29 protein-coding genes are annotated in these 25,412 nt (G+C 66.1%); 9 read left to right on the forward strand and 20 right to left on the reverse strand.

The window, feature by feature from the left end:
* Window positions 1–68: 68 nt before the first annotated feature.
* A complete protein-coding gene (locus VAR608DRAFT_RS14245; protein WP_088958785.1) occupies window positions 69–971 on the forward strand; it encodes a LysR family transcriptional regulator in 903 nt (300 codons plus the stop codon).
* A 63-nt stretch (window positions 972–1,034) separates the two neighbouring features.
* On the opposite strand, the gene VAR608DRAFT_RS14250 is transcribed toward VAR608DRAFT_RS14245, so the two are convergent.
* From VAR608DRAFT_RS14250 to VAR608DRAFT_RS14275, 6 genes are all read right to left on the reverse strand, one after another.
* Window positions 1,035–1,928, reverse strand: a complete 894-nt coding sequence (locus VAR608DRAFT_RS14250) for an amino acid ABC transporter substrate-binding protein (protein ID WP_088954648.1) — start codon at window positions 1,926–1,928, stop codon at window positions 1,035–1,037.
* 183 nt (window positions 1,929–2,111) lie between these two features.
* Window positions 2,112–2,732, reverse strand: coding sequence for a carbonic anhydrase (locus VAR608DRAFT_RS14255; protein WP_088954649.1), 621 nt, complete (start codon window positions 2,730–2,732; stop codon window positions 2,112–2,114).
* Window positions 2,733–2,738: 6 nt separating this feature from the next.
* On the reverse strand, window positions 2,739–2,993 hold the full coding sequence (locus tag VAR608DRAFT_RS14260) for an RNA recognition motif domain-containing protein (RefSeq protein ID WP_088954650.1): 255 nt from the start codon (window positions 2,991–2,993) through the stop codon (window positions 2,739–2,741).
* 74 nt (window positions 2,994–3,067) lie between these two features.
* Window positions 3,068–3,499 carry a PaaI family thioesterase gene (locus VAR608DRAFT_RS14265; RefSeq protein ID WP_088954651.1) on the reverse strand — a complete coding sequence of 144 codons (432 nt, stop codon included), beginning with the start codon at window positions 3,497–3,499 and terminating at the stop codon, window positions 3,068–3,070.
* Window positions 3,500–3,549: 50 nt separating this feature from the next.
* Window positions 3,550–4,077 carry a class IV adenylate cyclase gene (locus VAR608DRAFT_RS14270; RefSeq protein ID WP_088954652.1) on the reverse strand — a complete coding sequence of 176 codons (528 nt, stop codon included), beginning with the start codon at window positions 4,075–4,077 and terminating at the stop codon, window positions 3,550–3,552.
* 11 nt (window positions 4,078–4,088) lie between these two features.
* Window positions 4,089–4,910 (reverse strand): alpha/beta hydrolase, encoded by an 822-nt coding sequence (locus tag VAR608DRAFT_RS14275; RefSeq protein ID WP_088958786.1) that lies wholly within the window; start codon window positions 4,908–4,910, stop codon window positions 4,089–4,091.
* 118 nt (window positions 4,911–5,028) lie between these two features.
* On the opposite strand from VAR608DRAFT_RS14275, the gene VAR608DRAFT_RS14280 reads away from it, so the two are divergent.
* The gene (locus VAR608DRAFT_RS14280) at window positions 5,029–5,997 is read left to right on the forward strand and encodes an AraC family transcriptional regulator (protein WP_088954653.1); all 969 of its coding nucleotides are present in this window, start codon (window positions 5,029–5,031) and stop codon (window positions 5,995–5,997) included.
* A 74-nt stretch (window positions 5,998–6,071) separates the two neighbouring features.
* Complete coding sequence (locus VAR608DRAFT_RS14285; protein ID WP_088954654.1) at window positions 6,072–6,554, forward strand: cyclophilin-like fold protein; 483 nt, start codon at window positions 6,072–6,074, stop codon at window positions 6,552–6,554.
* Here the strand turns inward: VAR608DRAFT_RS14285 and VAR608DRAFT_RS14290 are convergent.
* The 8 genes from VAR608DRAFT_RS14290 to purT form a co-directional block, all read right to left on the reverse strand.
* The gene (locus VAR608DRAFT_RS14290) at window positions 6,494–7,291 is read right to left on the reverse strand and encodes a helix-turn-helix domain-containing protein (RefSeq protein ID WP_443082935.1); all 798 of its coding nucleotides are present in this window, start codon (window positions 7,289–7,291) and stop codon (window positions 6,494–6,496) included. The two genes, VAR608DRAFT_RS14285 and VAR608DRAFT_RS14290, sit on opposite strands and share 61 nt — an antisense overlap.
* Window positions 7,292–7,411: 120 nt before the next feature.
* The gene (locus tag VAR608DRAFT_RS14295) at window positions 7,412–8,638 is read right to left on the reverse strand and encodes an ABC transporter substrate-binding protein (RefSeq protein WP_088954656.1); all 1,227 of its coding nucleotides are present in this window, start codon (window positions 8,636–8,638) and stop codon (window positions 7,412–7,414) included.
* 78 nt (window positions 8,639–8,716) lie between these two features.
* Complete coding sequence (locus tag VAR608DRAFT_RS14300; protein WP_088954657.1) at window positions 8,717–9,706, reverse strand: branched-chain amino acid ABC transporter permease; 990 nt, start codon at window positions 9,704–9,706, stop codon at window positions 8,717–8,719.
* A gap of 3 nt (window positions 9,707–9,709) precedes the next feature.
* Complete coding sequence (locus VAR608DRAFT_RS14305; RefSeq protein ID WP_088954658.1) at window positions 9,710–10,579, reverse strand: branched-chain amino acid ABC transporter permease; 870 nt, start codon at window positions 10,577–10,579, stop codon at window positions 9,710–9,712.
* Between the two features lie 16 nt (window positions 10,580–10,595).
* Window positions 10,596–11,309 (reverse strand): ABC transporter ATP-binding protein, encoded by a 714-nt coding sequence (locus tag VAR608DRAFT_RS14310; protein ID WP_088954659.1) that lies wholly within the window; start codon window positions 11,307–11,309, stop codon window positions 10,596–10,598.
* On the reverse strand, window positions 11,309–12,043 hold the full coding sequence (locus tag VAR608DRAFT_RS14315) for an ABC transporter ATP-binding protein (RefSeq protein ID WP_231973508.1): 735 nt from the start codon (window positions 12,041–12,043) through the stop codon (window positions 11,309–11,311). The genes VAR608DRAFT_RS14310 and VAR608DRAFT_RS14315 overlap by 1 nt, the downstream gene beginning before the upstream one ends.
* A gap of 208 nt (window positions 12,044–12,251) precedes the next feature.
* Window positions 12,252–13,193, reverse strand: coding sequence for an alpha/beta hydrolase (locus VAR608DRAFT_RS14320; RefSeq protein WP_088954661.1), 942 nt, complete (start codon window positions 13,191–13,193; stop codon window positions 12,252–12,254).
* Between the two features lie 26 nt (window positions 13,194–13,219).
* Window positions 13,220–14,422 (reverse strand): formate-dependent phosphoribosylglycinamide formyltransferase, encoded by a 1,203-nt coding sequence (gene purT / locus VAR608DRAFT_RS14325; RefSeq protein ID WP_088954662.1) that lies wholly within the window; start codon window positions 14,420–14,422, stop codon window positions 13,220–13,222.
* A gap of 167 nt (window positions 14,423–14,589) precedes the next feature.
* On the opposite strand from purT, the gene VAR608DRAFT_RS14330 reads away from it, so the two are divergent.
* The 5 genes from VAR608DRAFT_RS14330 (at window position 14,590) to VAR608DRAFT_RS14350 (ending at window position 18,575) form a co-directional block, all read left to right on the forward strand.
* Window positions 14,590–15,438, forward strand: a complete 849-nt coding sequence (locus VAR608DRAFT_RS14330) for a 3-hydroxybutyryl-CoA dehydrogenase (RefSeq protein ID WP_088954663.1) — start codon at window positions 14,590–14,592, stop codon at window positions 15,436–15,438.
* 28 nt (window positions 15,439–15,466) lie between these two features.
* Window positions 15,467–16,282: a crotonase/enoyl-CoA hydratase family protein gene (locus tag VAR608DRAFT_RS14335; protein ID WP_088954664.1), complete on the forward strand. Its 816-nt coding sequence runs from the start codon at window positions 15,467–15,469 to the stop codon at window positions 16,280–16,282.
* A gap of 112 nt (window positions 16,283–16,394) precedes the next feature.
* Window positions 16,395–16,856 (forward strand): MarR family winged helix-turn-helix transcriptional regulator, encoded by a 462-nt coding sequence (locus tag VAR608DRAFT_RS14340; protein ID WP_088954665.1) that lies wholly within the window; start codon window positions 16,395–16,397, stop codon window positions 16,854–16,856.
* Window positions 16,857–16,912: 56 nt separating this feature from the next.
* Window positions 16,913–17,338, forward strand: coding sequence for an organic hydroperoxide resistance protein (locus VAR608DRAFT_RS14345; protein WP_088954666.1), 426 nt, complete (start codon window positions 16,913–16,915; stop codon window positions 17,336–17,338).
* A gap of 127 nt (window positions 17,339–17,465) precedes the next feature.
* Window positions 17,466–18,575, forward strand: coding sequence for a DUF2855 family protein (locus VAR608DRAFT_RS14350; protein WP_088954667.1), 1,110 nt, complete (start codon window positions 17,466–17,468; stop codon window positions 18,573–18,575).
* Here the strand turns inward: VAR608DRAFT_RS14350 and VAR608DRAFT_RS38540 are convergent.
* Window positions 18,558–19,178, reverse strand: a complete 621-nt coding sequence (locus VAR608DRAFT_RS38540; RefSeq protein ID WP_231973509.1) for a TfoX/Sxy family protein — start codon at window positions 19,176–19,178, stop codon at window positions 18,558–18,560. The genes VAR608DRAFT_RS14350 and VAR608DRAFT_RS38540 overlap by 18 nt on opposite strands.
* Before the next feature lie 75 nt (window positions 19,179–19,253).
* Between VAR608DRAFT_RS38540 and VAR608DRAFT_RS14365 the strand changes: the two genes are divergently transcribed.
* Window positions 19,254–20,300 carry a serine/threonine protein kinase gene (locus tag VAR608DRAFT_RS14365; RefSeq protein ID WP_088954668.1) on the forward strand — a complete coding sequence of 349 codons (1,047 nt, stop codon included), beginning with the start codon at window positions 19,254–19,256 and terminating at the stop codon, window positions 20,298–20,300.
* Between the two features lie 32 nt (window positions 20,301–20,332).
* Here the strand turns inward: VAR608DRAFT_RS14365 and VAR608DRAFT_RS14370 are convergent, their stop codons facing one another.
* The 5 genes from VAR608DRAFT_RS14370 to VAR608DRAFT_RS14390 all read right to left on the reverse strand — a co-directional run bounded on the left by VAR608DRAFT_RS14370 (window position 20,333) and on the right by VAR608DRAFT_RS14390 (window position 25,237).
* The gene (locus VAR608DRAFT_RS14370; protein WP_088954669.1) at window positions 20,333–20,623 is read right to left on the reverse strand and encodes a hypothetical protein; all 291 of its coding nucleotides are present in this window, start codon (window positions 20,621–20,623) and stop codon (window positions 20,333–20,335) included.
* Between the two features lie 804 nt (window positions 20,624–21,427).
* On the reverse strand, window positions 21,428–22,051 hold the full coding sequence (locus VAR608DRAFT_RS37985) for an IS630 family transposase (protein WP_231973560.1): 624 nt from the start codon (window positions 22,049–22,051) through the stop codon (window positions 21,428–21,430).
* Window positions 21,969–22,493, reverse strand: a complete 525-nt coding sequence (locus VAR608DRAFT_RS14380) for a winged helix-turn-helix domain-containing protein (RefSeq protein ID WP_088953016.1) — start codon at window positions 22,491–22,493, stop codon at window positions 21,969–21,971. The genes VAR608DRAFT_RS37985 and VAR608DRAFT_RS14380 overlap by 83 nt, the downstream gene beginning before the upstream one ends.
* 374 nt (window positions 22,494–22,867) lie before the next feature.
* Complete coding sequence (locus tag VAR608DRAFT_RS14385) at window positions 22,868–23,554, reverse strand: response regulator (RefSeq protein WP_231973510.1); 687 nt, start codon at window positions 23,552–23,554, stop codon at window positions 22,868–22,870.
* A gap of 9 nt (window positions 23,555–23,563) precedes the next feature.
* Entirely contained in the window at window positions 23,564–25,237 is a 1,674-nt protein-coding gene (locus tag VAR608DRAFT_RS14390; RefSeq protein ID WP_088954670.1) for a sensor histidine kinase, read from the reverse strand.
* Between the last annotated feature and the right edge of the window lie 175 nt (window positions 25,238–25,412).

Consider the following 25,412-nt stretch of genomic DNA (forward strand, 5'->3'; position numbering starts at 1 on the left):
AGCGATATTTTTAGATAGCATCGAGAGAGAAAAAGTGATGCATTGAACCGGCAGGAGCGCGCCCCATGATGACCTTCAAGCAGCTCGAGGCGCTGTACTGGATCGGCGAGCTCGGCAGCTTCGCGCTCGCCGCCAACAAGCTGCACACCTCGCAATCGGCGGTCTCCAAGCGCGTGCACGAGCTCGAGACCGCGTTCGACATCGAGCTGTTCGACCGCAGCCAGCGCACTGCGCGCCTCACCGACAAGGGCGAGGAGATGTTCATGCTCGCGAAGAAGCTGCTCGAGCAGCGCAATGCCGCGGTCGAGCAGTTCAGCCGCGTCGACGTGATCGAGCGCCGCGTGCGCATCGGCGTCACCGAGCTCACGGCCATGACCTGGCTGCCGCGCTGGGTCGAGCTGATCCAGCAGCACTATCCCAAGGTCACGCTCGAGCCCGACGTCGACAGCAGCGTCAACCTGCGCGAGAAGGTGCTCTCGGACGAGCTCGACCTGATCATCGTGCCGGACGCCTTCGCCGACACGCGCATCCCGAGCAAGCCGGTCGGCCGTGTCGAGAGCGCATGGATGTGCAAGCCCGGCCTCGTGGCGCCGCGGCGCTCGATCCGGCTGCACGAGCTCGCGGCCCGGCGCCTGCTGCTGCAGGGCTCCAAGTCGGGCACCGGGCTGCTCTACGACAGCTGGATGAAGGAGCTGGGCGTCGCGCCGGCCGACTCGATCGTGGTGCACAACCTGGTCGCGCTGATCGGTCTCACGGTCTCGGGGCTCGGCGTGAGCTACCTGCCGAAGCAGGCGCTGGGCCCGATGGTGGCCGACGGCCTGCTGCTGCGGCTCGATGTCACGCCAGCGCTTCCGCCCGTCACCTACGTCGCGATGTACAAGGGCGAGCACCGCAGCGCGCTGCTCGCCTCGGTGGTCATGCTGGCGCAGGAATGCTGCGATTTCACGCGCATGTTCCAGGCCGCGGCGTAGGGCCTGTTCACGCTATTTCCGGGGTCGCGGAAATAGCGTGAACAGGCCCTATGGCGACGGTCGTCAGACCCCCTTGTTGTTCGGGTTGCGGTAGATCTCCTTGACCGGCTCGGTCATCGGGAAATTCAGGTTCGCGTTGCTCGGTGGAATCGGCCGCATGAACCACTTCGCATAGAGCTCGTTGATGGCGCCCGACTTCATGATGTCGGTCACCGTCTTGTCGACGAGCTCCTTGAACGCCTCGTCGTTCTTGCGGTACATGATGCCGTAGGGCTCCTGGCGCAGCGATTCCTGGCTCAGGATCTTGTAGTCGCCCGGCGACGGCGAGGTCGCGATCAGGCCCGCGAGCTGCACGTCGTCGAGGATGTAGGCCACCGTGCGGTCCGACGCGAGCATCAGGAAGCCGTCGGCCGTGTCCTTCGCGGGCAGGTCCTCGACCTCGATGTTGCCGGTCTTGCGATAGCCGCGCAGCAGCTGCACGCCGGTGCTGCCGGCCACGGTCGACACCTTCTTGCCGTTGAGGTCGGCAAAGCTGTTGATGCCCGAGTTCTTCTTGACCGCCGCCGTGATGTTGGTGACGAAATGGCTCGGCGCGAACGCCACCTGCTGCTGGCGCTGCACGGTGTTGGTCGTCGTCGCGCAGTCGAGGTCGACGCTGCCGTTGGTCAAGAGCGGGATGCGGTTGGTCGAGGTCAGGATCGTGTAGCGGACCTCGAGCTTGGACAGGCCGAGCCTGGCCTTGATCGCGTCGACGATCTTCAGACAGATGTCGTTGGTGAAGCCGACCGGATCGCCACCGCCGGCCGGCTTGTACGAGAACGGGATCTGGCTGTCGCGCCCGCCGATGTTCACGACGCCGCTTTCCTTGATCTTTGCGAGCGTGTCGCTTTGCGCCATGGCGCTTGCGCACAGGAGCGCGGCGGCGATGCCGAGCGCGGACGGGAGAAGTCGTTTCATCTTCGAGAAATCCCTCATTGAACGGAGTTCGCAGCACCCGGCTCGCGGGCTTTCGAAGGCGATTCTGCGCGCGGGATTGCAAGACCAAAAGCGATTAAATTTCACCATCCAACGATCGGAAAAGTGATACGTCGATCGCTTCAGCGCGGGGCAAAAAAGTCAGGCTCGCGCGCCGCGTGCGCGCTACGCGCCGGCATCGAGAAAGCGCACCCGCCCGGTCTGCAGCTCGTACACGGCACCGACCAGTTTCATCAGGCCTTCGCGCTCGCGCGCCTGGGCTTCGGGTGTGGCACGCAAGGCGCGTACGGTGTGCCGCACGTTGGCTTCCACGGCCTGGCAGAGCAAGGCTGCCGGAGGCTGCGAGGCGTCGAGCCCCTCCAGGACGGGAACGATGTTCTCCAGCAGGATCTCGATCCTGCTCTTGTGCTCGGCGCCACGGAAGCGCGAAGCGATGGCGGCTTCCACCGCGCCGCATCCCTCGTGCCCCAGCACGACGAAGAGCGGCGTCTGCAGATGCGAGCCGGCGTACTGCAGCGTGCCGAGGATGCTCGAGCCGAGGACATTGCCCGCGACCCGGATGACGAACAACTCGCCGAATGAGGCGTCGAACACGAGTTCGGGCGGCACGCGGCTGTCGCTGCACCCCAGGATGGTCGCGTAAGGCTGCTGGCCCTTGGCGAGTTCGGCCAGGATCTCCTTCTGAACGGTCGGAAAGCGTGCGCGGCCCTGGACAAAGCGTTCGTTGCCCTGCTGAAGACGCTCGAGCGCCTCCGCAGCGGTGCACGGAGGGGAAAAGCTTGCCATGCCCCTTCAGGCGAAGTTGTCGCGCAGCACCTGCACGGTCAGCTTGCGATGCTTCCAGAACAGGTCGTGGATCCGCGGGACCAGCATTCGCAGTCCTTCGGGCGAGGCGCCTTCGAACGTGGCGATGGCCGCCGGCCGCGAGCCGTCGCTGGCCACCCGCTCGAGCGCATCGCAGGTCGGGAAGCCGTACTTGGCGAGCAGTTCCCGCAGTTCCTCGTCGGAGGTGTCGGGTTCGATGTTTCCGATCCAGATGCGTGCCATACCGGTTCCTCTTTCGTGGTGGTGATCGAGCCGGAGGCCAATGCTGCGCCGGAAGTCCACCCGCGGCAAGAGGGTCACAGGGAGGTGCTCACATTGGCCATGGTCGCCTGCATCAGCGCGACGACCTTGTAGGTCTCGCCGGCTTTTTCGGGAAACGCCCTTACCTCGCCGGTACAGACGGCGAGGAACCGGCCCGCGTTGACCACGCGCCCGATCGCCAGAAAGCGTTGGCCCACGGCCGGTCTGAGGAGGTTGAGCTTGAACTCCGCGGTGACGACATCGAACCCGGGCGGCGCCTTGGTCAGCGCCGCGTAGCCGCAGGCACTGTCGACGATGCTCGTGGTCGCGCCGGCATGCAGGAATCCGCGCTGCTGGGACAGGGTGCTCGAGAACGGCAGCTCGATGTGGACTTCGCCATCCGCCACCAGCGCGAGGCGCGCGCCGATGGTGGTCATCATTCCCTGCGCGGAAAAGCTGTCGAAGATTTGTCGATGAAGGTCGTCCATGGGAGTCCCGGGAAGTGAAGGCAGGGATGGCCCCTGCCGAAGAGGGTTGCTCATTCTCTTGTGACGGTGCGGCGAGCGAGGAGGTCCACGTAGGCGGAGTCGATCAGCTGGTCCGGTCGAATTCCCAACCGGCCCATGAGTTCGTGGGCCTCGCGGACACCCGATTCCGGCGACTCATCATCGCCAAGAACGACTTCGAGCTCCAGAAAGTGCCCCAGGCCTTCGACCCTGTCGAGATGAACCCGCGTCCTCCCCACCAGGAACAGCGTGCGCAGCTTTCGCACGCGCCCGACCTGTCCATAGGCCAACGAAAGCGACTCGCGCAACGATTCCGGCTCGGACGTTGCCGAGCGGATGTAGAACGACTCCTTGGGGCCCGACCGGTCCGCTCTCCTGTAGAAGATGAGCTCTCCCTTGTCGGAAGAGAACGCACGCAGCTTCAGCCTTCCAGTGTCACAGCGGAAGAAGGTGTCGTCCTGAGCAATCTCCACGGGTCCGGAATTCGCGATGCTCGCCACCGCCGGAATGAGCGACTCGACGTTCTCGACACTTGCCTTGATTTCGATATTGCGGGCCATGGTGCAGCAGTCTATTTCGCAGCCGCCGCGCCAGACCCCGTCCGCTCGCCGAGCAGAAAACCCACCGCGCGGCGCCACCACGCCTCGTCGACATACCGGATCCAGTTGTTGTGGTCCGCACCGCGAACGACCTCGATCCGCTTGGGCTCGGAGAGCGCTTCGTGCAGCGCGATGCCGAAGCGGGCCGGAACGACGCCGTCGCGTTCGGCGACCGCCACGAGCACCGGAGCGCCGAAGGATGCGAGCTTGGCGGCGCTGTCGTAGCGGTCGCGCAGCAGCCAGCCGACCGGCAGCCACGGGTAGTGAAAGGCCGCGACGTTTTCGAGCCGGTCCCACGGCGTGATGAGCATCAGAGCCGCGACGCGATCGCGCTCGCGTGCGGCAGCCGCTGCCGCGACGCCGGCGCCCAGCGATTCGCCGACGACCAGCAGCGGCGCACCGTGCAGCCGATGCGCGAGCGCAATGGTCTGCGCTGCGTCGTCGACCAGGCTGCGCTCGCCCAGGGCGCCGCCGCGCGGACCGTAGGCAGGGTATTCGGCGAGGATCACGCGCAGGCCGAGCCGGGTCAGCGCATCGGCGTAATAGCTGCGATGGCCGGCATGGCCTGCGTTGCCGTGGAACACGATCACGGTGCCGCGCACCGCGCCCTGCGCCTCGGCGACGAGCCCACGGAAGTCGCCTTCGGCCGGCCATGCGGCGAGCCCGGTCGACACCATTTCGGCGACGCTCGCCTGCGCGGGAAAATAAAGCAATCGGTTCTGAAACATGGCGGGTCCGGCCAGCGCCACGGCGCAAGCGGTAACGAGCCACAACATGATGGTGGCGGGTTTCATCTTCGGGCTCGACATCATGGTCCGTCCCCTTGCAGGATTGTTGAAGATCTTTGCACGATCGTCCGGCCAAGGCGCGCAGCCCGAGACAAGCGGCGGCGAGATGCCTAAGCTTCCCCCCATGCTCACTTCCACCCCCCACGTACTGCGCAGCGATCGCCCCTCCGGCCCCTTGCAGGCCACGGTGATGCGGGCCGAGCTCGCCGCGATCATCGACCGCAAGACCGTCACCGACGGCTCGCACGAGACCGCGATTCCGAGGCTCGCCCTGGGCCGCGCCTCGCAGATGCAGAAGCCGGTGCACACGGTGCACGAGCCCGCGTTCTGCGTGCTGGCGCAGGGCAGCAAGCGGGTCCTGCTGGGCGACGAGGTCTACGTCTACGACAGCAACCAGTACCTGGTTGTGTCGCAGAACCTGCCGGTGTCGGGCCAGGTGATCGATGCCTCGCCCGAGGCGCCGTACCTCGGCCTGCGATTGAGCTTCGACGTCAAGGACATCGCGGCGCTCGGGCTCGAGCTCAAGCTGGGCCAGCAGGCGCAGCGCCGCACCTCGGAACGCGGCATCTTCACCGGCGAGCTCTCGACCACGCTCCTCGACCCGCTGCTGCGGCTGGTCAAGCTGCTGGATGCGCCGGAGGATGTGGCGGCGCTCGCACCGCTCATCACGCGCGAGATCCTCTACCGGCTGCTGAAGTCGCCCGACGGCTGGCGGCTGGCGCAGATGGCGCTGGTGGACAGCCACTCGCAGCGGATCGCGCATGCGATCAACCTGCTGACGCAGCGCTTCCAGGAGCCGCTCAGGGTCGAGGACATCGCGGATGCGGTGCACATGAGCGTGTCGTCGCTGCACCAGCATTTCAAGGCCGTGACCGCGATGAGCCCGCTGCAGTTCCAGAAGCAGATCCGGCTGCAGGAGTCGCGGCGGATCATGATCAGCGAGCACGTCGATGCCGCGACCGCGGGGCACCGGGTGGGCTATGAAAGCCAGTCGCAGTTCAACCGCGAGTACAGCCGCTTCTTCGGCCTGCCGCCGGCGCGCGATGTGAAGCGCCTGCGCGAGCTCCAGCTCGGCGGCCGCCCCAACGACTGAAACAACCCGCCAGCCGGCCGTCGCCGCGCGGGCGACGGCCGGCTGCGCATTTCCGATTCCTGACGAGGTTCACCATGAAAGTTCATCTGGTTTTGAATGGCAGGGTGATCGCGGCCACGCTGGCCGACAACGACACGGCGCGCGAGTTCATCGCGATGCTGCCGATGACGATCACGATGCACGACATGTTCCGGCGCGAGAAATTCGGCCCGCTGCCAAAGGCCATCTCGGCCAAGGGAACGAGCACGCAGAGCTACGAGGTCGGCGACATGATCTGCTGGTCGCCGGGGCCGGATCTCACGATCTTCCACGGCCACGACGGGCAGGCGATCAGCGGCGCGATCCAGGTGCTGGGCCGGATCGATGCCGGCATCGAGGCGTTCCGCGAGCCGGGCCCGATCGAGGTGCGGATCGAACTGGCCGGCGAGAAATCCGAGGGCGACGACCGCGGGCCGCCGCGCGCGATTCAGGTGTGCGGCCGCGACAGGTCATCTCTTCACTGGTGCAGTACCAGACGCCTCGAACCGGCGAGGATGTCGCTGGGTCGGAGGCCGTAGACCTGCCGGATCGAGTGGCTGAAGTGGGTCGAATCGGGATAGCCGGTATCGAGCGCGATGTCGGTCAGCGACGCCGTCTGCCGCACGTGGCGCAACAGGCTGCGTGCGCGCTTCCACGCACGGAAGGCACGGAAGGTCACGCCGGTCTCCTGCTTGAAGAGATGGAGGAAGCGGGAGAACGAGAGGCCGACCGCCGCTGCGCATTCCTCGGCCGAGGTCTGCGCCGCCGGGTCGGCGTTGATGCGGTCGACCACCGCGCGGATGCGCGCATCGATGCTGCGCGGCGCGAGCGGTCCGCCGAAGAAGAGCGTGTCGAACTCGAAGCCCTCGAAGCTGCCGCTGCCCGAGGCTTCGAGCAGCCGCGCGTGCGCCTCCCGGACGCGCCGCACGAAGGCCGGCGCATCGGCCGGCCCGCAATGCTGCATGAAGGCCGGCAGCCGCGAAGGGTCGACCGATTCGGCCTCGATCAGGAGATTGAACACCAGCCGCTGCTCGGTCGTGACCTGGTGCGGCACCTGCGGCGGCACCACGAGCAATTCACCGCTCTGCCAGGCGCCGCCGCCGATGCGGATCGAGAGCGGTGCACCGGTCGGCGAGACGTACACACCGAGCCCGCCCAGGACGCGCTCGGTCGCCGCCCCCAGGAGGCCCGCATAGAACACCCGCTGGGCCGTGATCCACATGAGGCGCTCGCCCCGGCCGCCGTCGCGGGGCGCCTCTCTCGTCTGACTGCTCACCAAAATGCCGTCCTCCGCAGGGCGGTGGCCGGCCCCATGGCCGACCCCGCCATGGGGCGATCGTAGCGGCGGGCCGCTCGCCCGGTGTGCGCCGGGACGCGGGGACTTTCCCTTAGGGTCTCAATCGGAGGTGCTCAGGACTTCACCGAAGCCCTGCCACAGGGTCCCCGTGAACCGCGCCAGCTGCCCCTGCTTGACCAGGGCGAAGTCCGTCGGCGAACTGTTCAGCGCCATGCCCGGCAGCAGCAGCGGCAGCTTCAGGCTCTTGATGCTGGCGGCCTGCTTCATCACGTTCTCGCGCGTCAGGTCGTTGCCGCACTGCTTGAGGATCTGAACCATGGTCTGCGCCGCGAGGTAGGCGTAGACGTTGGCGGCATCCTTCGGATCACCCTCGCGGTACTGGCGTCCCATGAAGGCGCGCCATTCGAGCATCGCCGGGTCGTCCTTCCACTGCGGATCGTTCGGGTCCTTGTAGTACTCCAGCGTCAAGAGGCCGACCGACTTGTCGAGCCCCGCCGGCACCAGCACCGAGCCCACCGACGCGCCCACGTTGTTGACGATGTGCAGCGGCTTCCATCCCGAGTCGTAGGCCTTGCGGATCGCCTGCGCCGCGAACTTGGGCGTGGTGATGTTGATGAAGGTGTCCGCGCCCGAACCCTGCAGCGTGACGATCTGCGAATCCACCGTCGGGTCGCTCACCTCGTACGTGGCCTCGGCGACGATCATCTTCGCGCCCTTGGCGCCGAGCCCGTCCTTCACGCCCTTGAGCAGGTCTTTGCCGTAGTCGTCGTTCTGGTAGAGGATCGCGATCTTCGCGTTGGGCTTTTCCTTCAGCAGGTACTTGGCGTAGATCGCGCCCTCCGCCTGGTAGCTCAGGTTGAAGCCCATGGTCCACGGGAAGTTCTTGGGGTCGTTCCACTTCGTCGCGCCGGTCGCCAGCAGCAGGTGCGGCACCTTCTTCGCGTTGACGTACTTGTGGATGGCGGTGTTGCTCGGCGTGCCGAGCGTATTGAACAGCGCGAGCACCTCGTCCTGCTCGACCAGCCGGCGCACCTGCTCCACCGCCTTGGGCGGGCTGTAGCCGTCGTCCAGGCTGATCAGGTTGATCTTGCGGCCGTTGATGCCGCCGCTGTCGTTGATCATCTTGAAATAGGCCAACTGGAGCTTGCCGATGGTTCCGTAGGCCGAGGCCGGGCCGCTGTAGGGCATCGTCTGGCCGAGCTTGATTTCCGTGTCGGAGACGCCGGGCCCGTACTTCTTCTGCGCGGCGGCCGGTGCGGCGACGGACAGGGCCACCGCGCCCGCAACGGCGAGCAGGGCGGCACGGCGGTCTGGACTGAACTTCATGGTGTGTCTCCTTCCATCTCATCGAACGAAACAAACCGGGCGGGCCCGCGGGGCGCGACCGGGCCGGACTCCAAACAGTCAACGTTTGCGCCGCCGCCGGAGTCGACCGATGGCGATCTGCACCATCCCGGCCACGCCGGTGGGCATCAGGTACATGAAGGCAATGAGGAAGATGCCGTAGATCGCCCACGGCGCCGCCTTGGAAATCTGGTCGGCCACGTTGGGGATGAACTGGATGAAGAGGGCACCGTAGATCGCGCCCTGGATCGACGCCAGGCCGCCGATCACCACGCCCACCACCAGCGAGATCGAGAGGAAGATCGAGAACGAATCGGGCGCGACGAACTGGATCACGATCGCCCCCAGCGCCCCCGCGATGCCGGTGTACATGGCCGAGACGCCGAAGGTCAGCGACTTGACCATGGCGGTGTTGACACCCATCGCCTCCGCCGCGATCGGCTGGTCGCGGATCGCGACCATCGCGCGCCCGATGCGGCCGCGCAGCAGGTTCCAGCCGATGGCGAACAGGAGCAGCAAGGTCGCGAGGACGATGAAATAGAGCCACTGGTCCTGCGTCAGGCCGGTCCACTCGGGCGCGTCGGGCTTCACGATGACGATGCCCTGCACGCCGCCGGTCCAGGGCTCCAGGTGCTTGTACTTGAGGATCTGCGGCATCGCCACGCCGAGCGCGAAGGTCGCGAGCGCCAGGTAGAGCCCTTCGAGCCGCAGCGCCGGCAGGCCGAAGAGAAAGCCCGCCAGCAGGCACACCGCACCGGCGGCGGGCACGGTCATCCAGTAAGGCACGCCGAACTTGTCCATGAGGATCGCCGCGACGTACGCGCCGATGGCATAGAAGGCCCCATGGCCGAGCGAGATCTGGCCGTTGTAGCCGGTCAGCATGTTGAGCCCCAGCAGCGCGATCGCATAGACCAGCGCCAGCGTGAACTGGAACACCCGGTAGTTGCTGACCACGAACGGCAGCACGCAGGCCACGGCCAGCACCAGCAGCAGGCCGATGAGTCGCCCCCTGCCGGAAGGCGCGCGTTCGGGTTCGTCGTGTGCCGCCATGGCTCAGACCCGCGTCACGTGGACCTTGCCGAACAGGCCCGAAGGCCTGATCACCAGCACGCCGACGATCAGCACCAGCGCGACCGTCAGCTTGAGCTCGGTGCCGAGCACCATGCCGGCCAGGTTTTCGAGCACGCCGACGATGAAGCCGCCGAGCACCGCGCCGCCGGGACTGTCGATGCCGCCCAGCAGGGCCGCCGCGAAGGCATACAGCAGGATGCCGGCCATCATGTTCGGCTCCAGGAACACGATCGGCGCGACCATGATCCCGGCGATCGCGCCGATGGCCGCCGCGAGCCCCCAGCCGAGCGCGAGCATCCAGCCGACGCGGATGCCCACGAGCCGGCTGGACACGGGGTTCTGCGCCGCCGCCCGCATCGCCAGCCCCAGCGGCGTGAACCGGAAGAAGACGAACACCGCGACCAGCACCGACAGCGTGACGCCGATCGAGCCCAGCTCGTGCGGGCCGACGTACGCATTGCCGAACAGCGGCTGCTCCGGAAACGGGCTCGGAAAGGGCTTGATGGTGTAGGTGAAGATCCACCCGGCCAGGCTGTTGAGGATCACCAGGAGGCCGATGAAGACGATCACGATCGACAGGATGGGCGCGCTCTCCACCGGCTGCACGATGACCCGCTCGATCAGCACGCCGAGCACGAACGCTCCCGCCACCGTGGCGACGAAGGCCCCCCAGTACGGCAGGCCCGCCTGCATCAGGCTCCACGCGATGTAGGTGGAGAACATCGCCAGTTCGCCCTGCGCGAAGTTCACGAGGTGCGTGGCCTGGTAGATCATGACCAGCGCGAGCGCCAGGCTGGCATAGATGCCGCCGGTGGCGAGGCCGGCGAGCACTTGATGGAGCAGAACGTTCATCTCGGTCGCCTTGCCGCTAGTAGCCGAGGTACGAACGCCGCACCGCTTCGTTGTTGCGGATGGATTCGGCGCTGCCGGAGATCACGACGCGGCCGGTCTCGAGCAGGTAGGCGCGGTCGGCCAGGCTGAGCGCCAGCGCAGCGTTCTGCTCGACCAGCAGCATGCTCACGCGATCGCGCCGGTTGATCTCGCCGAAGATCTCGAAGAGCTCCTGCACGATGCGCGGCGCCAGGCCGAACGAGGGCTCGTCGAGCAGCAGCAGGCGCGGCCGCAGCATCAGCGCACGCGAGACGGCCAGCATCTGCTGCTCGCCGCCCGAGAGGGTGCCGGCCTGCTGGCGGCGGCGCTCCTTGAGGCGCGGGAAGTGGTCGTACACGCGCTCGAAATCCGCCCCGACCCCGCCCTTGTCGCGCCGCGTGTAGGCCCCGAGGCGGAGGTTCTCCTCCACGCTCAGGTCGACGAAGGTGCCGCGGCCGTCAGGCACGTGGGCCACGCCGAGGCGCACGATGCTTTCCGTCGCCCGGCCGTCGATGCGGCTGCCGGCGAAGACGATTTCGCCCTCTGTCTTCACCATGCCGCAGACGGCGCGCAAGGTGGTCGTCTTGCCCGCGCCGTTGGCGCCGAGGATGGTGGTGATGCCGCCTTCCTCGACGCCGAAGTCGAGCCCGTGCAGGACCCTGCTCGGGCCGTACTGGGCCTTGAGGCCGCGGACTTCGAGCAGCGCGGGCATCAGGCGGCCCCTCCCAGGTAGGCGCGCACCACCTCGGGATCGGCCTGCACCTCGGCCGGCGAGCCGTTGGCGATGACGCGGCCGAAGTCCAGCGCCACCACGCGGTCCGACACCCGCATGACGAGGTTCATGTGGTGCTCGACCAGCAGCATCGTGAGCCGGAGCCGGTCGCGCACCTGCCGCAAGAGCGCCATGAGCACGCCGACCTCCTCGTGGTTCAGCCCGCCCGCGGGCTCGTCGAGCAGCAGCAGCTTGGGCTGGCTCGCGAGCGCGCGCGCCAGTTCGATGCGCTTCTGGGTGCCGAAGGACAGGTCCATGACGCGCGTGCCGGCGACGCCGCGCAGGTCGAGCAGTTCCAGGAGCTGGTCGGCGTGGGCTTCGAGCCTTTCCTCTTCGCGCCGCACCCAGGGCAGCCGCAGCGCGTTCGAGAAGAAGCCGCTCTTCGTGCGGCAATGGCCGCCGAGCAGGATGTTCTGCCGCACCGTCATGGTCTGGAACAGCGCCAGGTTCTGGAAGGTGCGCCCGATGCCGAGCGCCGCGATGCCGTGGGCCGGCGTGGCGAGCAGCGAGCGGCCCTCGAAAAGAATGCGGCCTTCGCTGAAGGCGTAGAGCCGCGAGAGGCAGTTGAAGAGCGTCGTCTTGCCGGCGCCGTTGGGCCCGATCAGCCCGACGATGTGCCCCGGCGCCACCGCGAACGAGACTTTGTCGAGCGCCGTGATGCCCCCGAAGCGCACGGTGACGCCCTCGACGTTGAGCAGATCAGCACGTTGGGCAGGCGAGACGATGTTCGACTCCTTGCACGGTGGGACTGCGCCGGCACCGAGCCGCCGCGCCCGATGGATTCAAGGGCGCGGGGACCGATTGATACAAGAAGATACCGAGCTTTGATTCCGCGCAATAGCGGGCTTTACCCTGCTTTCGCGCACGCGCCCGGGGGCGCCGTCAGGGCTTCAGCGCGCGGCGCAGTTCGGCGGCGCAAAGGCCCACGGCAACGTTGGCCTCGTCGAGGATCCGGCCCATGGTGATGAAGCCATGGATCTGCCGCTCGAAGCAGACGTAGGCCGCGCGGTTGCCGGCGTCGGTGAGCGCGCGGGCGTAGTCCAGGCCTTCGTCGCGCAGCGGGTCGTAGCCGGCGGTCAGCACCAGCGCCGGCGGCAGGCCCTTCAGGTTCTGCTGCAGCAGCGGGGATGCGCGCCAGTCGAGGTCGTGCCTCGGGTCGTCGATGTAGTGGTCGTGGAAGTAGGTGATGCTGTCGCTGGTCAGCACATAGCCTTGCGCGTTGGTGGTGTGCGAGGCGTGGCCGCGCCGCTGGTCGGTGGCGGGGTAGATCAGCAGCTGGAAGGCGATCGGCAGGTCGCCCGCGTCGCGCGCCGCGATCGACACCACGGCCGCGAGGTTGCCGCCCGCGCTGTCGCCGCCCACCGCGAGGCGCTCGGCATCGAGCTTGAGCGAAGCCGCCTGCCGGCGCACCCAGCGGGTGGCGGCGAGCACGTCGTCCACCGCGGCCGGGAAGCGGTGCTCCGGCCCCATGCGGTAGTCGACGGCCACCACCGCGCAGCCCGAGAGATTGCACAGCTCGCGGCAGAGCGTGTCGTGCGTGTCGAGGTCGCCGATGGTCCAGCCGCCGCCGTGGTAGTAGACGAGCACCGGCAGCAGCGCCGCCGCGTCCGAACCCAGCGGGCGGTAGTAGCGCAGCGGGATCGGCCCCTGCGGCCCCTCGGCGCTCAGGTCCTGCACCAGCGCCACTTCGCTCGGCGCGGGCTGCGTGAGGGCACGCCGCTCGCGGTAGAACCTGCGCGCATCGGTGAACGGCAGCGTGTGCGTCGGCGGCACGCCCTTCTCGATCAGCAGGTCGATGAAGGCCTTGGCTTGGGGATGCAGCATGGCGGGCTCCGGTTGATTGAGATGGATCAGGCTTGGCGGGGCTTGACGCGCGACGCCGCTTCCTTGGCGTTGCGGCGCGCGGTGTCGATGTCGGCGGCATGCGCGAGCGCCACGCCCATGCGGCGCTTGACGAAGCTCTCGGGCTTGCCGAAGAGCCGCAGCTCTGTGCCCGGCACCGCCAGCGCATGCGCCACGCCGTCGAAGGCGATGCCCGTGGCATCCACGCCGCCGTAGACCACGGCGCTGGCGCCCGGGCTCTTGAGGCTGGTGTCGACCGGCAGGCCGAGGATCGCGCGCGCGTGCAGCTCGAATTCGTTCTGCCACTGCGTCGCCATGGTCACCATGCCGGTGTCGTGCGGGCGCGGGCTGACCTCGCTGAACCAGACCTGCTCGCCCTTCACGAACAGCTCGACGCCGAAGAGGCCCTGTCCGCCGAGGTCGGAAGTGACCTTGCGGGCGATGTCCTGGGCCTTCTGGAGCGCCACCGGCGACATCGGGTGCGGCTGCCAGCTCTCGACGTAGTCGCCGCTGACCTGCACATGGCCGATCGGGTCGCAGAAATGCGTCTGCACGCTTCCGCTGGCGTCGAGGGCGCGCACGGTCAGGAGCGTGATCTCGTAGTCGAAGTCGATGAAGCCCTCGACGATCACGCGGCCATGGCTCACGCGGCCGCCGGCCATGGCGTAGTCCCAGGCTTTCCGGACGTCGGCGGGGCCGTCGATCTTGCTCTGGCCCTTGCCGGAGCTGCTCATCACGGGCTTGACGATGCACGGGTAACCGATGCCGCCGTCGATCGCCGCTTGTAGTTCTTCCAGCGAATCGCAGAACTTGTAGGGGCTGGTCGGCACGCCGAGCGTTTCGGCGGCAAGCCGGCGGATGCCTTCGCGGTCCATCGTGAGCCGCGCGGCGCGGGCGGTGGGGATCACGCGCACCACGCCGGCGTCCTCGAGCTGCTGCAGCATCGGCGTGGCGATCGCCTCGATCTCGGGCACCACGAGCTGGGGCTTCTCGGCCTCGATCAGCGCCTTGAGCTGCGCCGGGTCGCTCATGGTGATGGTGCGCGCGTGGTGCGCGACCTGTTGGCCGGGCGCGTTCTCGTAGCGGTCGACCGCGATGGTCTCCACGCCGAGGCGCTGGAGGGCGATGAGGACTTCCTTGCCGAGCTCGCCGGAGCCGAGAAGCATCACGCGGGTGGCGGAAGGGGAAAGGGGGGTGCCGAGGGTGGTCATGGTGCGGTTGCGTCGCTAGCAGAGAGACAGTGAACGCGGCACTGTAAATCACCCGGGCTGTCACACGCGGCAACGAGGGCGGGCCGGGGCTGTTTCACAATCGCTGCACGCGGCGCCGGCATATTTTCCGGGCCCCTTCATTTTTTCATCTCAAGGAAAGCTATCCCATGACCATTCAGACCGTCGGCATCATTGGTGCAGGAACGATGGGCAACGGCATCGCGCAGGCGTGCGCGGTCGCCGGCGTCAACGTCGTCATGATCGACATCGCGCAGGCCGCCGTGGACAAGGGGCTCGCCACCGTGGCGGGCAGCCTCGACCGGCTGATCAAGAAGGACAAGCTCACCGTCGCCCAGAAGGACGCGGCGCTGGCGCTGATCAAGGGCTCGACCAGCTACGACGACCTCAAGAGCGCCCAGCTCGTGATCGAGGCGGCGACCGAGAACCACGAGCTCAAGCTCAAGATCCTCAAGCAGATCGACGCCCTGCTGCCGCCCGAGGCGATCATCGCGTCGAACACCTCGTCGATCTCGATCACGCAGCTCGCCGCCGCGACCTCGCGCCCGGACCGCTTCATCGGCATGCACTTCTTCAACCCGGTGCCGATGATGGCGCTGGTGGAGATCATCCGCGGCTACCTCACCAGCGACGCGACGCACGACACGGTGAAGGCGCTGGCCGAGCGGCTGGGCAAGTCGCCGATCACGGTGAAGAACGCGCCGGGCTTCGTGGTCAACCGCATCCTGGTGCCGATGATCAACGAGGCCTTCTTCGTGCTCGCCGAAGGGATTGCCACGGCGGAGGACATCGACGCCGGCATGAAGCTCGGCTGCAACCAGCCGATCGGCCCGCTGGCGCTGGCCGACATGATCGGGCTGGACGTTTGCCTCGCGGTGATGGAGGTGTACCTGGAGCAGTTTGGCGATTCGAAGTACCGCCCCTGCCCGCTGCTGAAGGAAATGGTCTCGGCGGGCCAGCTCGGCCGCAAGACCGGCCGGGGCGTGTACACGTACTGAGGCCTCGACAACAAAGGAGACAAGCCGAATGACCGCCACGCCCACCACACCGCCGCCCGAGGGCTGCATCGACACGCAGGTGCTCGACCACGTGCTGCTGATCGGCATCAACCGCCCCGCCAAGCGCAACGGCTGGACGCCGCCGATGTTCCGCCAGTTGGCCGAGGCCTACACGCAGCTCGATGATGATCCTTCGCTGCGCGTGGGCGTGCTGCATGCCTTCGGCGACCACTTCACGGCCGGGCTGGACCTGCCGGCGGTGGCCGAATACATGAAGCGCGGAGAGAAGGCCGTTCCGCAAGGGCTGGTCGAGCCGCACGACTTCGGCCTCGCCGGCTATCGCCGCCGCACCAAGCCGATGGTGGTCGCGGTCAAGGGCATCTGCTTCACGGTGGGCATCGAGCTGATGCTCGGCGCCGACATCGTGGTCGCTGCCGACAACTGCCGCTTCTCGCAGATGGAAGTGCAGCGCGGCATCATGGCCACCGGCGGCGCGACCCTGCGCATGGCCGAGCGCGCGGGGCTGGGCAACGCGATGCTGCATCTGCTCACCGCCGATGAGTTCGACAGCGCCGAAGCCTATCGGCTGAACTTCGTGCAGAAGGTGGTCCCCGCCGGACGGGAGCTCGACGAAGCGCTGCGCATCGCGCAACGCATCGCCGCGCAGGCGCCGCTCGCAGTGGTCGCGACGCGGCTCAACGTCATGAAGGCCATCGAGAACGGGCCGCTCGCCGCGGTCGAGGATTTCATCCCGGTGCAGCAGCAACTCGCGAACAGCGAGGACGCGGCCGAGGGCGTGCGCTCGTTCGTCGAGCGGCGTCCGGCGCGGTTCACGGGGCGCTGATCCGGTGCGGCCCTTGCGCCGCATCACCCTCTTCCAAACTCGACGATTCGTCCCGAACACCCGGATACCAATTAGATTGCACGCAATTTAATTGTTGGCTATACTTCGGCCCATGCGTACCCCGGCTTCTTCCGCACCCTCTGCTGACGAGATGCTGCGCCTGGACAACCAGCTCTGCTTCGCGGTCTATTCCGCCTCGCTGGCGATGACCAAGCTGTACAAGCCGCTGCTCGAAAAGCTCCATCTCACCTACCCGCAGTACCTCGTGATGCTGGTGCTCTGGGAGCGCGACGGCCTCATGGTGTCCGAGCTCGGCGAAAAACTCTCGCTCGATTCCGGCACGCTCACCCCGCTTTTGAAGCGGCTCGAAGCCAACGGCCTCGTGGCCCGCATCCGCGACGTCGCCGACGAGCGCCGGGTGCACGTCAACCTCACCGCCGCCGGCCGCAAGCTCAAGTCGCGCGCCGCCAGCGTCCCGGCCTGTCTGCTGGCTGCCTCGCAATGCTCGCTCGACGAGATCGCGTCGCTCACGCAGCAGGTGCAGCAGCTGCGCGACCGCATCAGGGCGGCGTAGCCAACCCTTTTTATTTCCGTTCCGTTCCAACCAACCAACCACCTGCAGGAAGCATCATGGTCAAGAAACTCGACAAGGTCCTCTACACCGCGCAAGCCCACACCATTGGCGGCCGCGACGGCGCCGGCAAGAGCAGCGACGGCGCCATCGACGTCAAGCTGAGCCCGCCCGGCTCCGGCAAGCCCGGCACCAATCCCGAGCAGCTTTTCGCGGTCGGCTACTCGGCCTGCTTCATCGGCGCGATGAAGGCGGTAGCGCCGAAGATCAGCGTCAAGGTGCCGGATGACGTGGCCATCGACGCCAGCGTGTCGCTCGGCCCGATCGACGGCGGCGCGGCCTACGGCATCGCGGTCAAGCTCGCAATCACGCTGCCGGGCCTCGACGACGCACAGAAGAAGCTGCTGGTCGAAACCGCGCACCAGGTGTGCCCGTACTCGAACGCCACGCGCGGCAACGTCGAGGTCGAACTGGCGATCAACTGATCCGCGCCAGACGGCCGCCGGAGCCCGTCGGGAGCGTCGCCTATGCGACGGCCCGGCGGGCTTTTTTCATGCAACCGACGCCGCGCTGCGCTAAGGTGCGCCACGCCCAAGGCAACAGGAGAACCTCGTGAGCACGACCCGCTTCCTGGTCCGCAAGGACGACCTCTCTTCCACGCAACTGCGCACCGCCGATGACGAGCGGCTCGCCGACGGACAGGTCCGCGTGCGCATCGACCGCTTCGCCCTCACCTCGAACAACATCACCTATGCCGCGTTCGGCGATTCGATGAGCTACTGGCAGTTCTTCCCGACGGGCGAGGAAGGCTGGGGAATCATCCCGGTGTGGGGCTTCGCGACGGTGGTGCACTCGCTGCATCCGGGCGTCGCGGTCGGCGAGCGGCTGTACGGCTACTTCCCGATGGCCTCGGGTTCGGTGCTGACGCCCAAGCGCGTCTCGCCCGGAATGCTCTCGGAAGGCTCGGCGCACCGGGCGGCGCTGCCGGCGGTCTACAACCAGTACTTCCGCTGCAAGTCCGATCCGCTCTACACGGCCGACACCGAAGACGTGCAGGCGCTGCTGCGGCCGCTCTACATCACGTCGTGGCTCATCGACGACTTCCTGGACGACAACGACTTCTTCGGCGCCCGGCCGGGCGCGGTGCTGCTGTCGAGCGCATCGAGCAAGACGGCCTACGGCACCGCCTTCCAGCTTGCGCAGCGCGAAGGCATCCAGGTGACCGGCCTCACCTCCGCCGCCAACAAGGCGTTCTGCGAGAGCCTGGGCTGCTACCACCGCGTGCTCGCGTATGACGAGCTCGACCAGGTCCCCGCCGATACGCCTTGCGTCTACGTCGACTTCGCCGGCAACGGCGAGCTGCGCCGCGCGATCCACACGCGCTTCACGCAGCTCAGGCACAGCGCCGTGATCGGCGGCACGCATGTCGAGCAGCTCGCGCCGAGCGGCACCGCCAAGGAGCTTCCGGGTCCGCGCGCCACCTTCTTCTTTGCGCCGGCGCAGATCAAGAAGCGCGTCGGCGAATGGGGCGAGGAGGCCTTCGGCCAGCGCCTCGCGCAGGCCTGGCGCAGCTTCACCGGCCGGGTCATGGACGCGAAGACGCCCTGGCTGCGCGTGGAGCACCACGACGGCGATGCCGCGGTGCAGGCGGCCTATGCCGAGGTGCTCGCCGGCAAGGGCGATCCGCGCGTCGGGCACGTCCTGTCATTTCGACCTGCCTGATCGCAGCGCGGCCTCCCAGGCACGCCGAGCCCAGAGCGCCGCTTCGTCGCGGTCCTCGAACAGCTCGGGCGGCGCCTCGTAGTAGGAGAGGCGCGCGGCCTTGCCGCGGCGCAGGTACTCGAAAGGCCCCAACTGCCGGGCCTCGAAGAAGGCCACCGATTGCGCATCCGCCTTGAGGTAGAGGCGGCCGCCCGCGACCAGGCCGAACATGCGGCCGTCGTGAAAGACGCCATGGCCGCCGAACATCCGGCGCAGGGAGATCGGGCCGAAGCGTTCGAAGATCTCGTGCAGTTCGTTGGCGAATTCGTTCTTCATGCGGTGACTCCTGCCCGGCCCGCTATCAGCCGGCTCGACGCGGCCCATGCTGGTCAGCCGACCTTGCAGGGACGATGCGAGAGTTTGCAGGATCAGACAGCAACTCGTCGCGCCCGCATCCAGCACGCCGATCGATCGAGGGCCCAGCCGTGCCGCGCGTCCGACCTTCGCCTGCAGCTGCCGGGTCGAGTCCCTGCCGGCCGCAGCACCGTCGCTCATGGCCTGCAGCGCGGCCGCGAAGTCGCCGCCGGCCGCCCGCGTCTCGCGATAGGCACCGAGCGCCGGCACGAATTGCAGCTGAGCGACGCCATGCCATCGGCCTAGGGGCGCGCGCCGCAACGGGACAGGCCCGACAATGTCGTCGTGGCGCCTCCCAATACCTTCTCCCCGGACTCGGCCTCGGCCGGTCACCCCTACGAAAACCTCACGCCCGACGTGGTGCTCGATGCGCTCGCAACGCTGGACATGCACGGCGACGGCCGACTCACTGCGTTGAATTCCTACGAGAACCGCGTCTATCAGGTGTACCTGGAAGACCGCGTGCCGGTGGTCGTCAAGTTCTACCGGCCGGGCCGCTGGAGCGAGGCCGAGATCCTCGAAGAGCACAGCTTTTCGACCGAGCTCGCGGGCGCCGAGGTGCCGGCCGTGGCGCCCATGGCCATCGATGGCCAGACGCTGCATCACCACGCCGGCTTCGCCTTCAGCGTCAGCCCCTACCGCGGCGGCCGCGCGCCGGAGCTCGACGATTTCGAGGTGCTCGAATGGATCGGCCGCTTTCTCGCGCGCATCCATGCAGTCGGTGCGCAGAAGCCCTTCGTCGCGCGGCCGGCGCTCGACCTGCAGACCTTCGGCCTGGCGTCGCGCGACTGGCTGATCGCGCATCACATGGTGCCGCTCGATGTGCAGCGCGAATGGGAAGCCGCGTGCAACGAGGCCTTCGCCATGATCGCGGCGACCGCGCTCGGCGACGCCCCCAGCGATGCCGACCCGCCGCTCGCGAAACTGCGCCTGCACGGCGACGTTCATCCGGGCAACATCCTCTGGACACCCACCGACCGGCCCGACGGCGGACCGCATTTCGTCGACCTCGACGACGCGCGCACCGGCTTCGCGGTGCAGGACCTGTGGATGCTGCTGTCGGGCGACCGCGCGCAGCGCACCGGGCAGTTGAGCGGCCTGCTCGACGGCTACGAGCAGTTCCGCGATTTCGACCGCCGCGAGCTGGCGCTGATCGAGCCGCTGCGCACGCTGCGGCTGATCCACTACAGCGCGTGGCTCGCGCGGCGCTGGGAGGACCCGATCTTCCCGATCAACTTCCCGTGGTTCGGCACCAGCGACTACTGGAAGGGGCAGATCCAGATGCTGCAGGACCAGTGCGAGGCGATGGCGGAAGAGCCTCTGTACGCCTGACTTCGGACGGCAGCGCGCTCTTTCGAGCCGGCTCAGTGCACCTTGTGCTTGAGGGCCTTGCGCAACGAACGGATGGACGAGTCGACCGGCTCCGTGCAGCGGACCAGTTCGGCGTTGATCAGCGCGACCAACGCACGCAGGTCGCCCGGCTCGAAGCTGAACTCCTCGTAATGCGCCGCCCGATGGACTGGCGAGAGCAGGCCTTCGAGGCACGCGACGGCACGAAGCGCTTGCTTGAGATTGCAGAAATCGTCGTCGAGCTGCAGGGCGTGTGACGATGCCTTGTGCAGCGACGGCGCGGATGCGCGATTGGACTTGGTCATGGATGGGCTCCCCTGCGGGTTCAGTTTCAGGAACCGCCGCAACCTCTGCGGTTGCTGCGGCTTGCGTCGCCGCGGGTCGAGCGGGAGTCCAATCCCGATCACGTTTTTTTTGACGTGACCGGCGCAGTAGAGCCAGGGGTTGTCGCGGCAGCCATCGCGTATCGGGCGACCGCGATTCGTCCTTGCCCCGAAAGGCACGACACGCACTTGCACGCCTTGGCGGCGCTCCATGCCGCCAGGGACGCCTCAGTCAACTGACCAGCCTCCAATTCGCGTCAACAATTCCGGTTTGATGTCGGGGGACTTCCGTCAAGGACCGAGCGCCTGCGAAAGACTGCTTTGCGGCACGCACTCTGTCCGCTGAGCGGCTCGTGTGTGGAATCGCAGACCTTCGGCACGGCTACGACCAGCCCGGCGCGGCTGAACTTGCTGCGGATCGAGGAGGATCTGAGCGCAGCCCATCTGCGACTGCACCAGGTCACCATCGAACACCTCGGAAGAACGGCGTCATGAGGCGATGCGGTGCCTCGGGCTCGCTGGCCCACAGAAGGCACGCCGGGCGCGTTAAACGAATGATATGGGGCATCGGTTAGCGTGCAAAATGCTTGTCCGCCGGAAACTTCGCAACTCTTGGACATACAGAAGCGGCGGCCCACCATCGCGAATGCGTCATCGATGTCGCATCGCCGCAGAAACAGGAATGTTGAACTGAAATCGGCGATCTCGAGCGATCGCCATGTCTCCCGGAGGGACCGGCCCCGAGGCAGCGAAAGGCTCGAAGCCGCCGTGTCGGCCCGTCTTATACTAAGTTGCGTTCAAAGATATAGAAGTTATCCAATCGAAACCGGTCATCGATCGGGTTCTCTCGTGATCTGATTCGAGCGCCACCAGCCCTGTCGTGAGGGCGCGTTCGACGGCGTCGAGGTTGGCGAAGACATGGTTGGCAAAGCAGTCCTCGCGAATCGCCTCCCACAGATGCTCGGCCGGGTTGAGTTCGGGGCTGTACGGAGGCAGGTAGATCAGTCGCATGTGATCCGGGACCGCGAGTTGACCTGCCAGATGCCAGCCCGCCTGGTCCATGACCATCACGATGAATTCCTCGACATGGCGCTGGGCGACCTCGGCCAGGAATAGCGACATGGTCTCGGCGTTCACCCAGGGCAGCACGAGGCTGTCCATCACGCCGTCGTGTGGGCTGACGGCACTGAAGGCATAGATGTACTTGCGCTCCAGGCGAGCGCCGACGACAGGTCGAATGCGGTGTCGCGCCCAGCAGCGACGCGGCGTGCCCAGCAATCCGAATCGCCCCTCGTCCTGGAACATCAGCCGCACCGCGCGACCTTGTTCAGCCTGGCGCACGACCTCTTGGCGTACCTGGCGGCGGAGTTTTTTTAAAGGCGGCCTGTGCCGCGACGTCCGCCTTGGGATGCCGGGGCCGGGGCACGACCTTGCGCCAGCCGTGACGGTCGAGCAGCCGATAGATCGTCGAGGGCGCCACCGCCTTGCCGAGTTGCTTCTGGTAGGCCTGCTGGATCTCAGCTACCGTCAACATCCCGCCTGCCTGTGCGCGTTCGACGAAGGGTGCCAGCAACTCCTGCTCCTGTTCGGCGCTCAAATGCTGGTGGTGTCTGCCACCGCGGCCTCGAAGATCGAAGATGGCATCACCTTCCTTGGCCCATCGAGAGTGCATCACATGCACGGTGGTGGTTGACCAACCCAGCAACTGTGCAATCTGCGCGGCCGAGCTGCCCAGCGTGGCCCTGATCAGCACGCACTGGATGCGCTGGTACTGCGCATGGCTGTCGGCTTGCTTGAGCCGTTCTGCCAAGCGCATCACGGTCGCCTTATCCCCAACGATCAGACTCTTCATCCACGACTCCTTGAAGTACGTGGACAGACATGATATCTAATCTATTGAACGCAAATTGGTATTATTGGCAGGCGTAGCTGGCCGCCGCGAACGGATCGCCGCTGCCCTTGCAGGTCGCCTTGGTCGGGTACGCGCAGATCGGCTGGCTCTTGGCCACAGGAACCGGCTGAGATGTCTTCAGCCGGAACGAGCGAAGTTCGCGAGAAAGCGCCCATGTCTCTACGAACTCGGGCGGAATCCACTTGAGGTGCCGTCCCTGATACTTGACGATGCGTTTCTCAACGCTGGAGGAGGTCCAGACCCGGACCGGACGCCAGCGTCCGCCTTCGACGGTGCCCCAATGGTCACTCCCTCGAGCCGGTCCTCTCGCGGCTTCAGCACATCGGCTTGTCCAACTGGTACTTCACCGCGTACACATAGAGCTCGAGTCGATTCGCCACGTCGAGCTTCTGATAGATCGAAGTCAGGTGGTTGCGCAATGTGTGCTCGGTGATGAAGAGTCGCTCGGCCAGCGACTTGTTCGGTGCGCCGCGGCCATCGACCACGGCGTGAATGATCTTCCTCTCCTTCGCTGTCAGCGTCGCCTGCTTCGCCACCTCGGGATCGATCTTGTGCGGCCGCTTGGCGTCGACGAACTCCGTCAACACGCGAGCCATCATTTCGTTGTCCAGGCACAGTTCGCCGTTGTGCGCGCGCTCGATGGCTTGCAATACGTGTTCCGCCGAGGCGTCCTTGCGCAAGACCCCGCGTGCGCCGCCGAGCACTGCCAGGTCCAGAGTCTTCTGCTGGCGCTCGCCCGTCAGTATCAATACTCGTGACTCCGAGTTGGACATCAGGCCGGGTAGGATGTCCAACGCGCTGCTCCCATTCAGGTCAAGGTCGAGCAGGATGACATCGGGCCTGATCTGGCCGGCCTGTGCGAGAGCCTCTTCGCAGTTCCTCGCTATGCCGACCACCTGCATTCGCGGGTTTTCTCCATCGATCAATCTGGACAATCCCCACAGCATCGTCTGGTGATCATCGACAAGCATCACGCCGATGGGTCTTTCTGCTTGCTGCATGGTTCCCTCCTACACAGGTATTTCGATGCACACGGCGGTGGACCCGCCCGTTCCAGGTCGGACGTGCGCGTTTCCACCCAGCGCGGCTGCGCGTTCCGTGATCGACCTTGGGTGAAAATCCACCAATTGGGTTCCGTCGGCTTCGTTCTCGATCCGTACCCTGATCACGCCGTCAGCACACTCCAGCTTGACGGATCCGCGGCGCGCCAGCGTGTGCTTGCAGATGTTGCTCAAGCCCTCGCGCACGATCTGCAAGACCTCTGCGGTCAGACGGTCGCACACATTGAGTTCGCCTTCGACGAAGACCGCGACGTCGATCCCGTAGAAGTCCCTGATCTGTGCCACCTGCTGCCGCAAGACAACGATCAAGGTGTGCTCGGTCTTGCACGCGCCGTCTCTGACGATACCGGCATAGCGGCGCAAATCGCAAATCACTTTTGCGGCCATCTCGCCAAGCTTGTTGAGATCTTCGACCAGTGGGTTGTCGGCCGCTGCCTTGTTACGCAGGGCACTAAGGCCCATGTTCAATCCGATGTAGGGTTGAATGGCAGTATCGTGAAGGTCGAGAGCGAACTTTTTTCGCTCCTGCGAAGCCGCGTCCGAGGCCATTCTGTCCAGCAACTCGATGTTCTCTATCACCGGAAACGCCTGGGCAGCGATATGGTCAAGGAAGAGCGCATCGGCCTTCCTGAACCTCTGTCCGGAGAACACATAGAGCCAGCCGTCGCTTCTTCTCAACGATGCCGGCACACAGATGAACGAACGAGCATCCAGCAACTCGGCGAGGTTGCCGCTTGCCGGCCCGTCGAGCTGGCTCCACTTGCCTTGGGTGCTGTCGTACGCTGCGGCCCCAGCAAACGCCGACATGGCCGGCCAGAGCGGACGGTAGTAGGCGGCGATGCGGTTCTGCGGAAGCGCAATGAGGGGCGCAGCTGCATCCGCTCCGATCCATTCGGCATGAACCGAATTTCTTGGGTCGCCAAGCCTGATCGTGCGCAGAAAACAGGAGCCGGACTCCTTGTCCCGCGTGACCAGGATGCAGCAGCTGCCCCTGAAGAAAGTCAGAACCTTTTCCAGGACATTGGTGATGGTGTGATCAACTCCAAACCGCGGATTCGACAAGCGGCTGACGTCACCAAGAAGCGCAAGACGCCTCTTCAGTTCGACCTTCGACCCACCCCAGTGGACGCTGATGTAGCCCAGGGTCAGCAGAAATGTGGCTCGCAGCAATACGCGGGGCAAATCCTTTTCGGTCGTCGATCCCACGCCGCAGGCCGCGAACAATGCAACCGAGGCAAGGGTCACGCGCGCGCCTTCTTCGAAGCCCCACCGAAGGGAAGCGGTGAGGATGACGAAGAAAAAGAACAGGAAGAAGAAGCTGTGGATCCCCTCCGTGGAGAGAACGATCAATGCATACCAGCAGAGATCCAGCCAGTGAACCGATTTGCTGTGAGCAAACGGCGAATTCAGCCGCGAACAGACGAAGACGATCAGGCTGTACAGGATGTACCCGAGAAAAGGGAGCCAGGTAAATCCTGCGATTCCCCTCAACCCAGCAGGATCGACATGAACCGCCGACAGCGCAGCAACGGAGAGTACCAGCCGCATGCTTGCCACCATTTGTGCATCGGCAGCAAGACTCGCGTTGACTTCGTTTTTTCCGTCTGGTTTGTGAACAGGCATCAGGCACCTCCTCCCTCTCGGAATCCCCATCCAAGCAAGGCATATGTGCAGAATTCACATCTCTAGGGCGGCAGAGATTACGGTTCATGTAAGAAAATGTGACTAGGGTTAACCAGACTCAGGGCGTCAAAAGAACCGTTCGAAGTTGGTGATCCCACAAATAGTTCACTAATCC

The sequence above is a fragment of the Variovorax sp. HW608 genome (assembly GCF_900090195.1).
In the GTDB taxonomy this organism is placed as follows: Bacteria; Pseudomonadota; Gammaproteobacteria; order Burkholderiales; family Burkholderiaceae_C; genus Variovorax.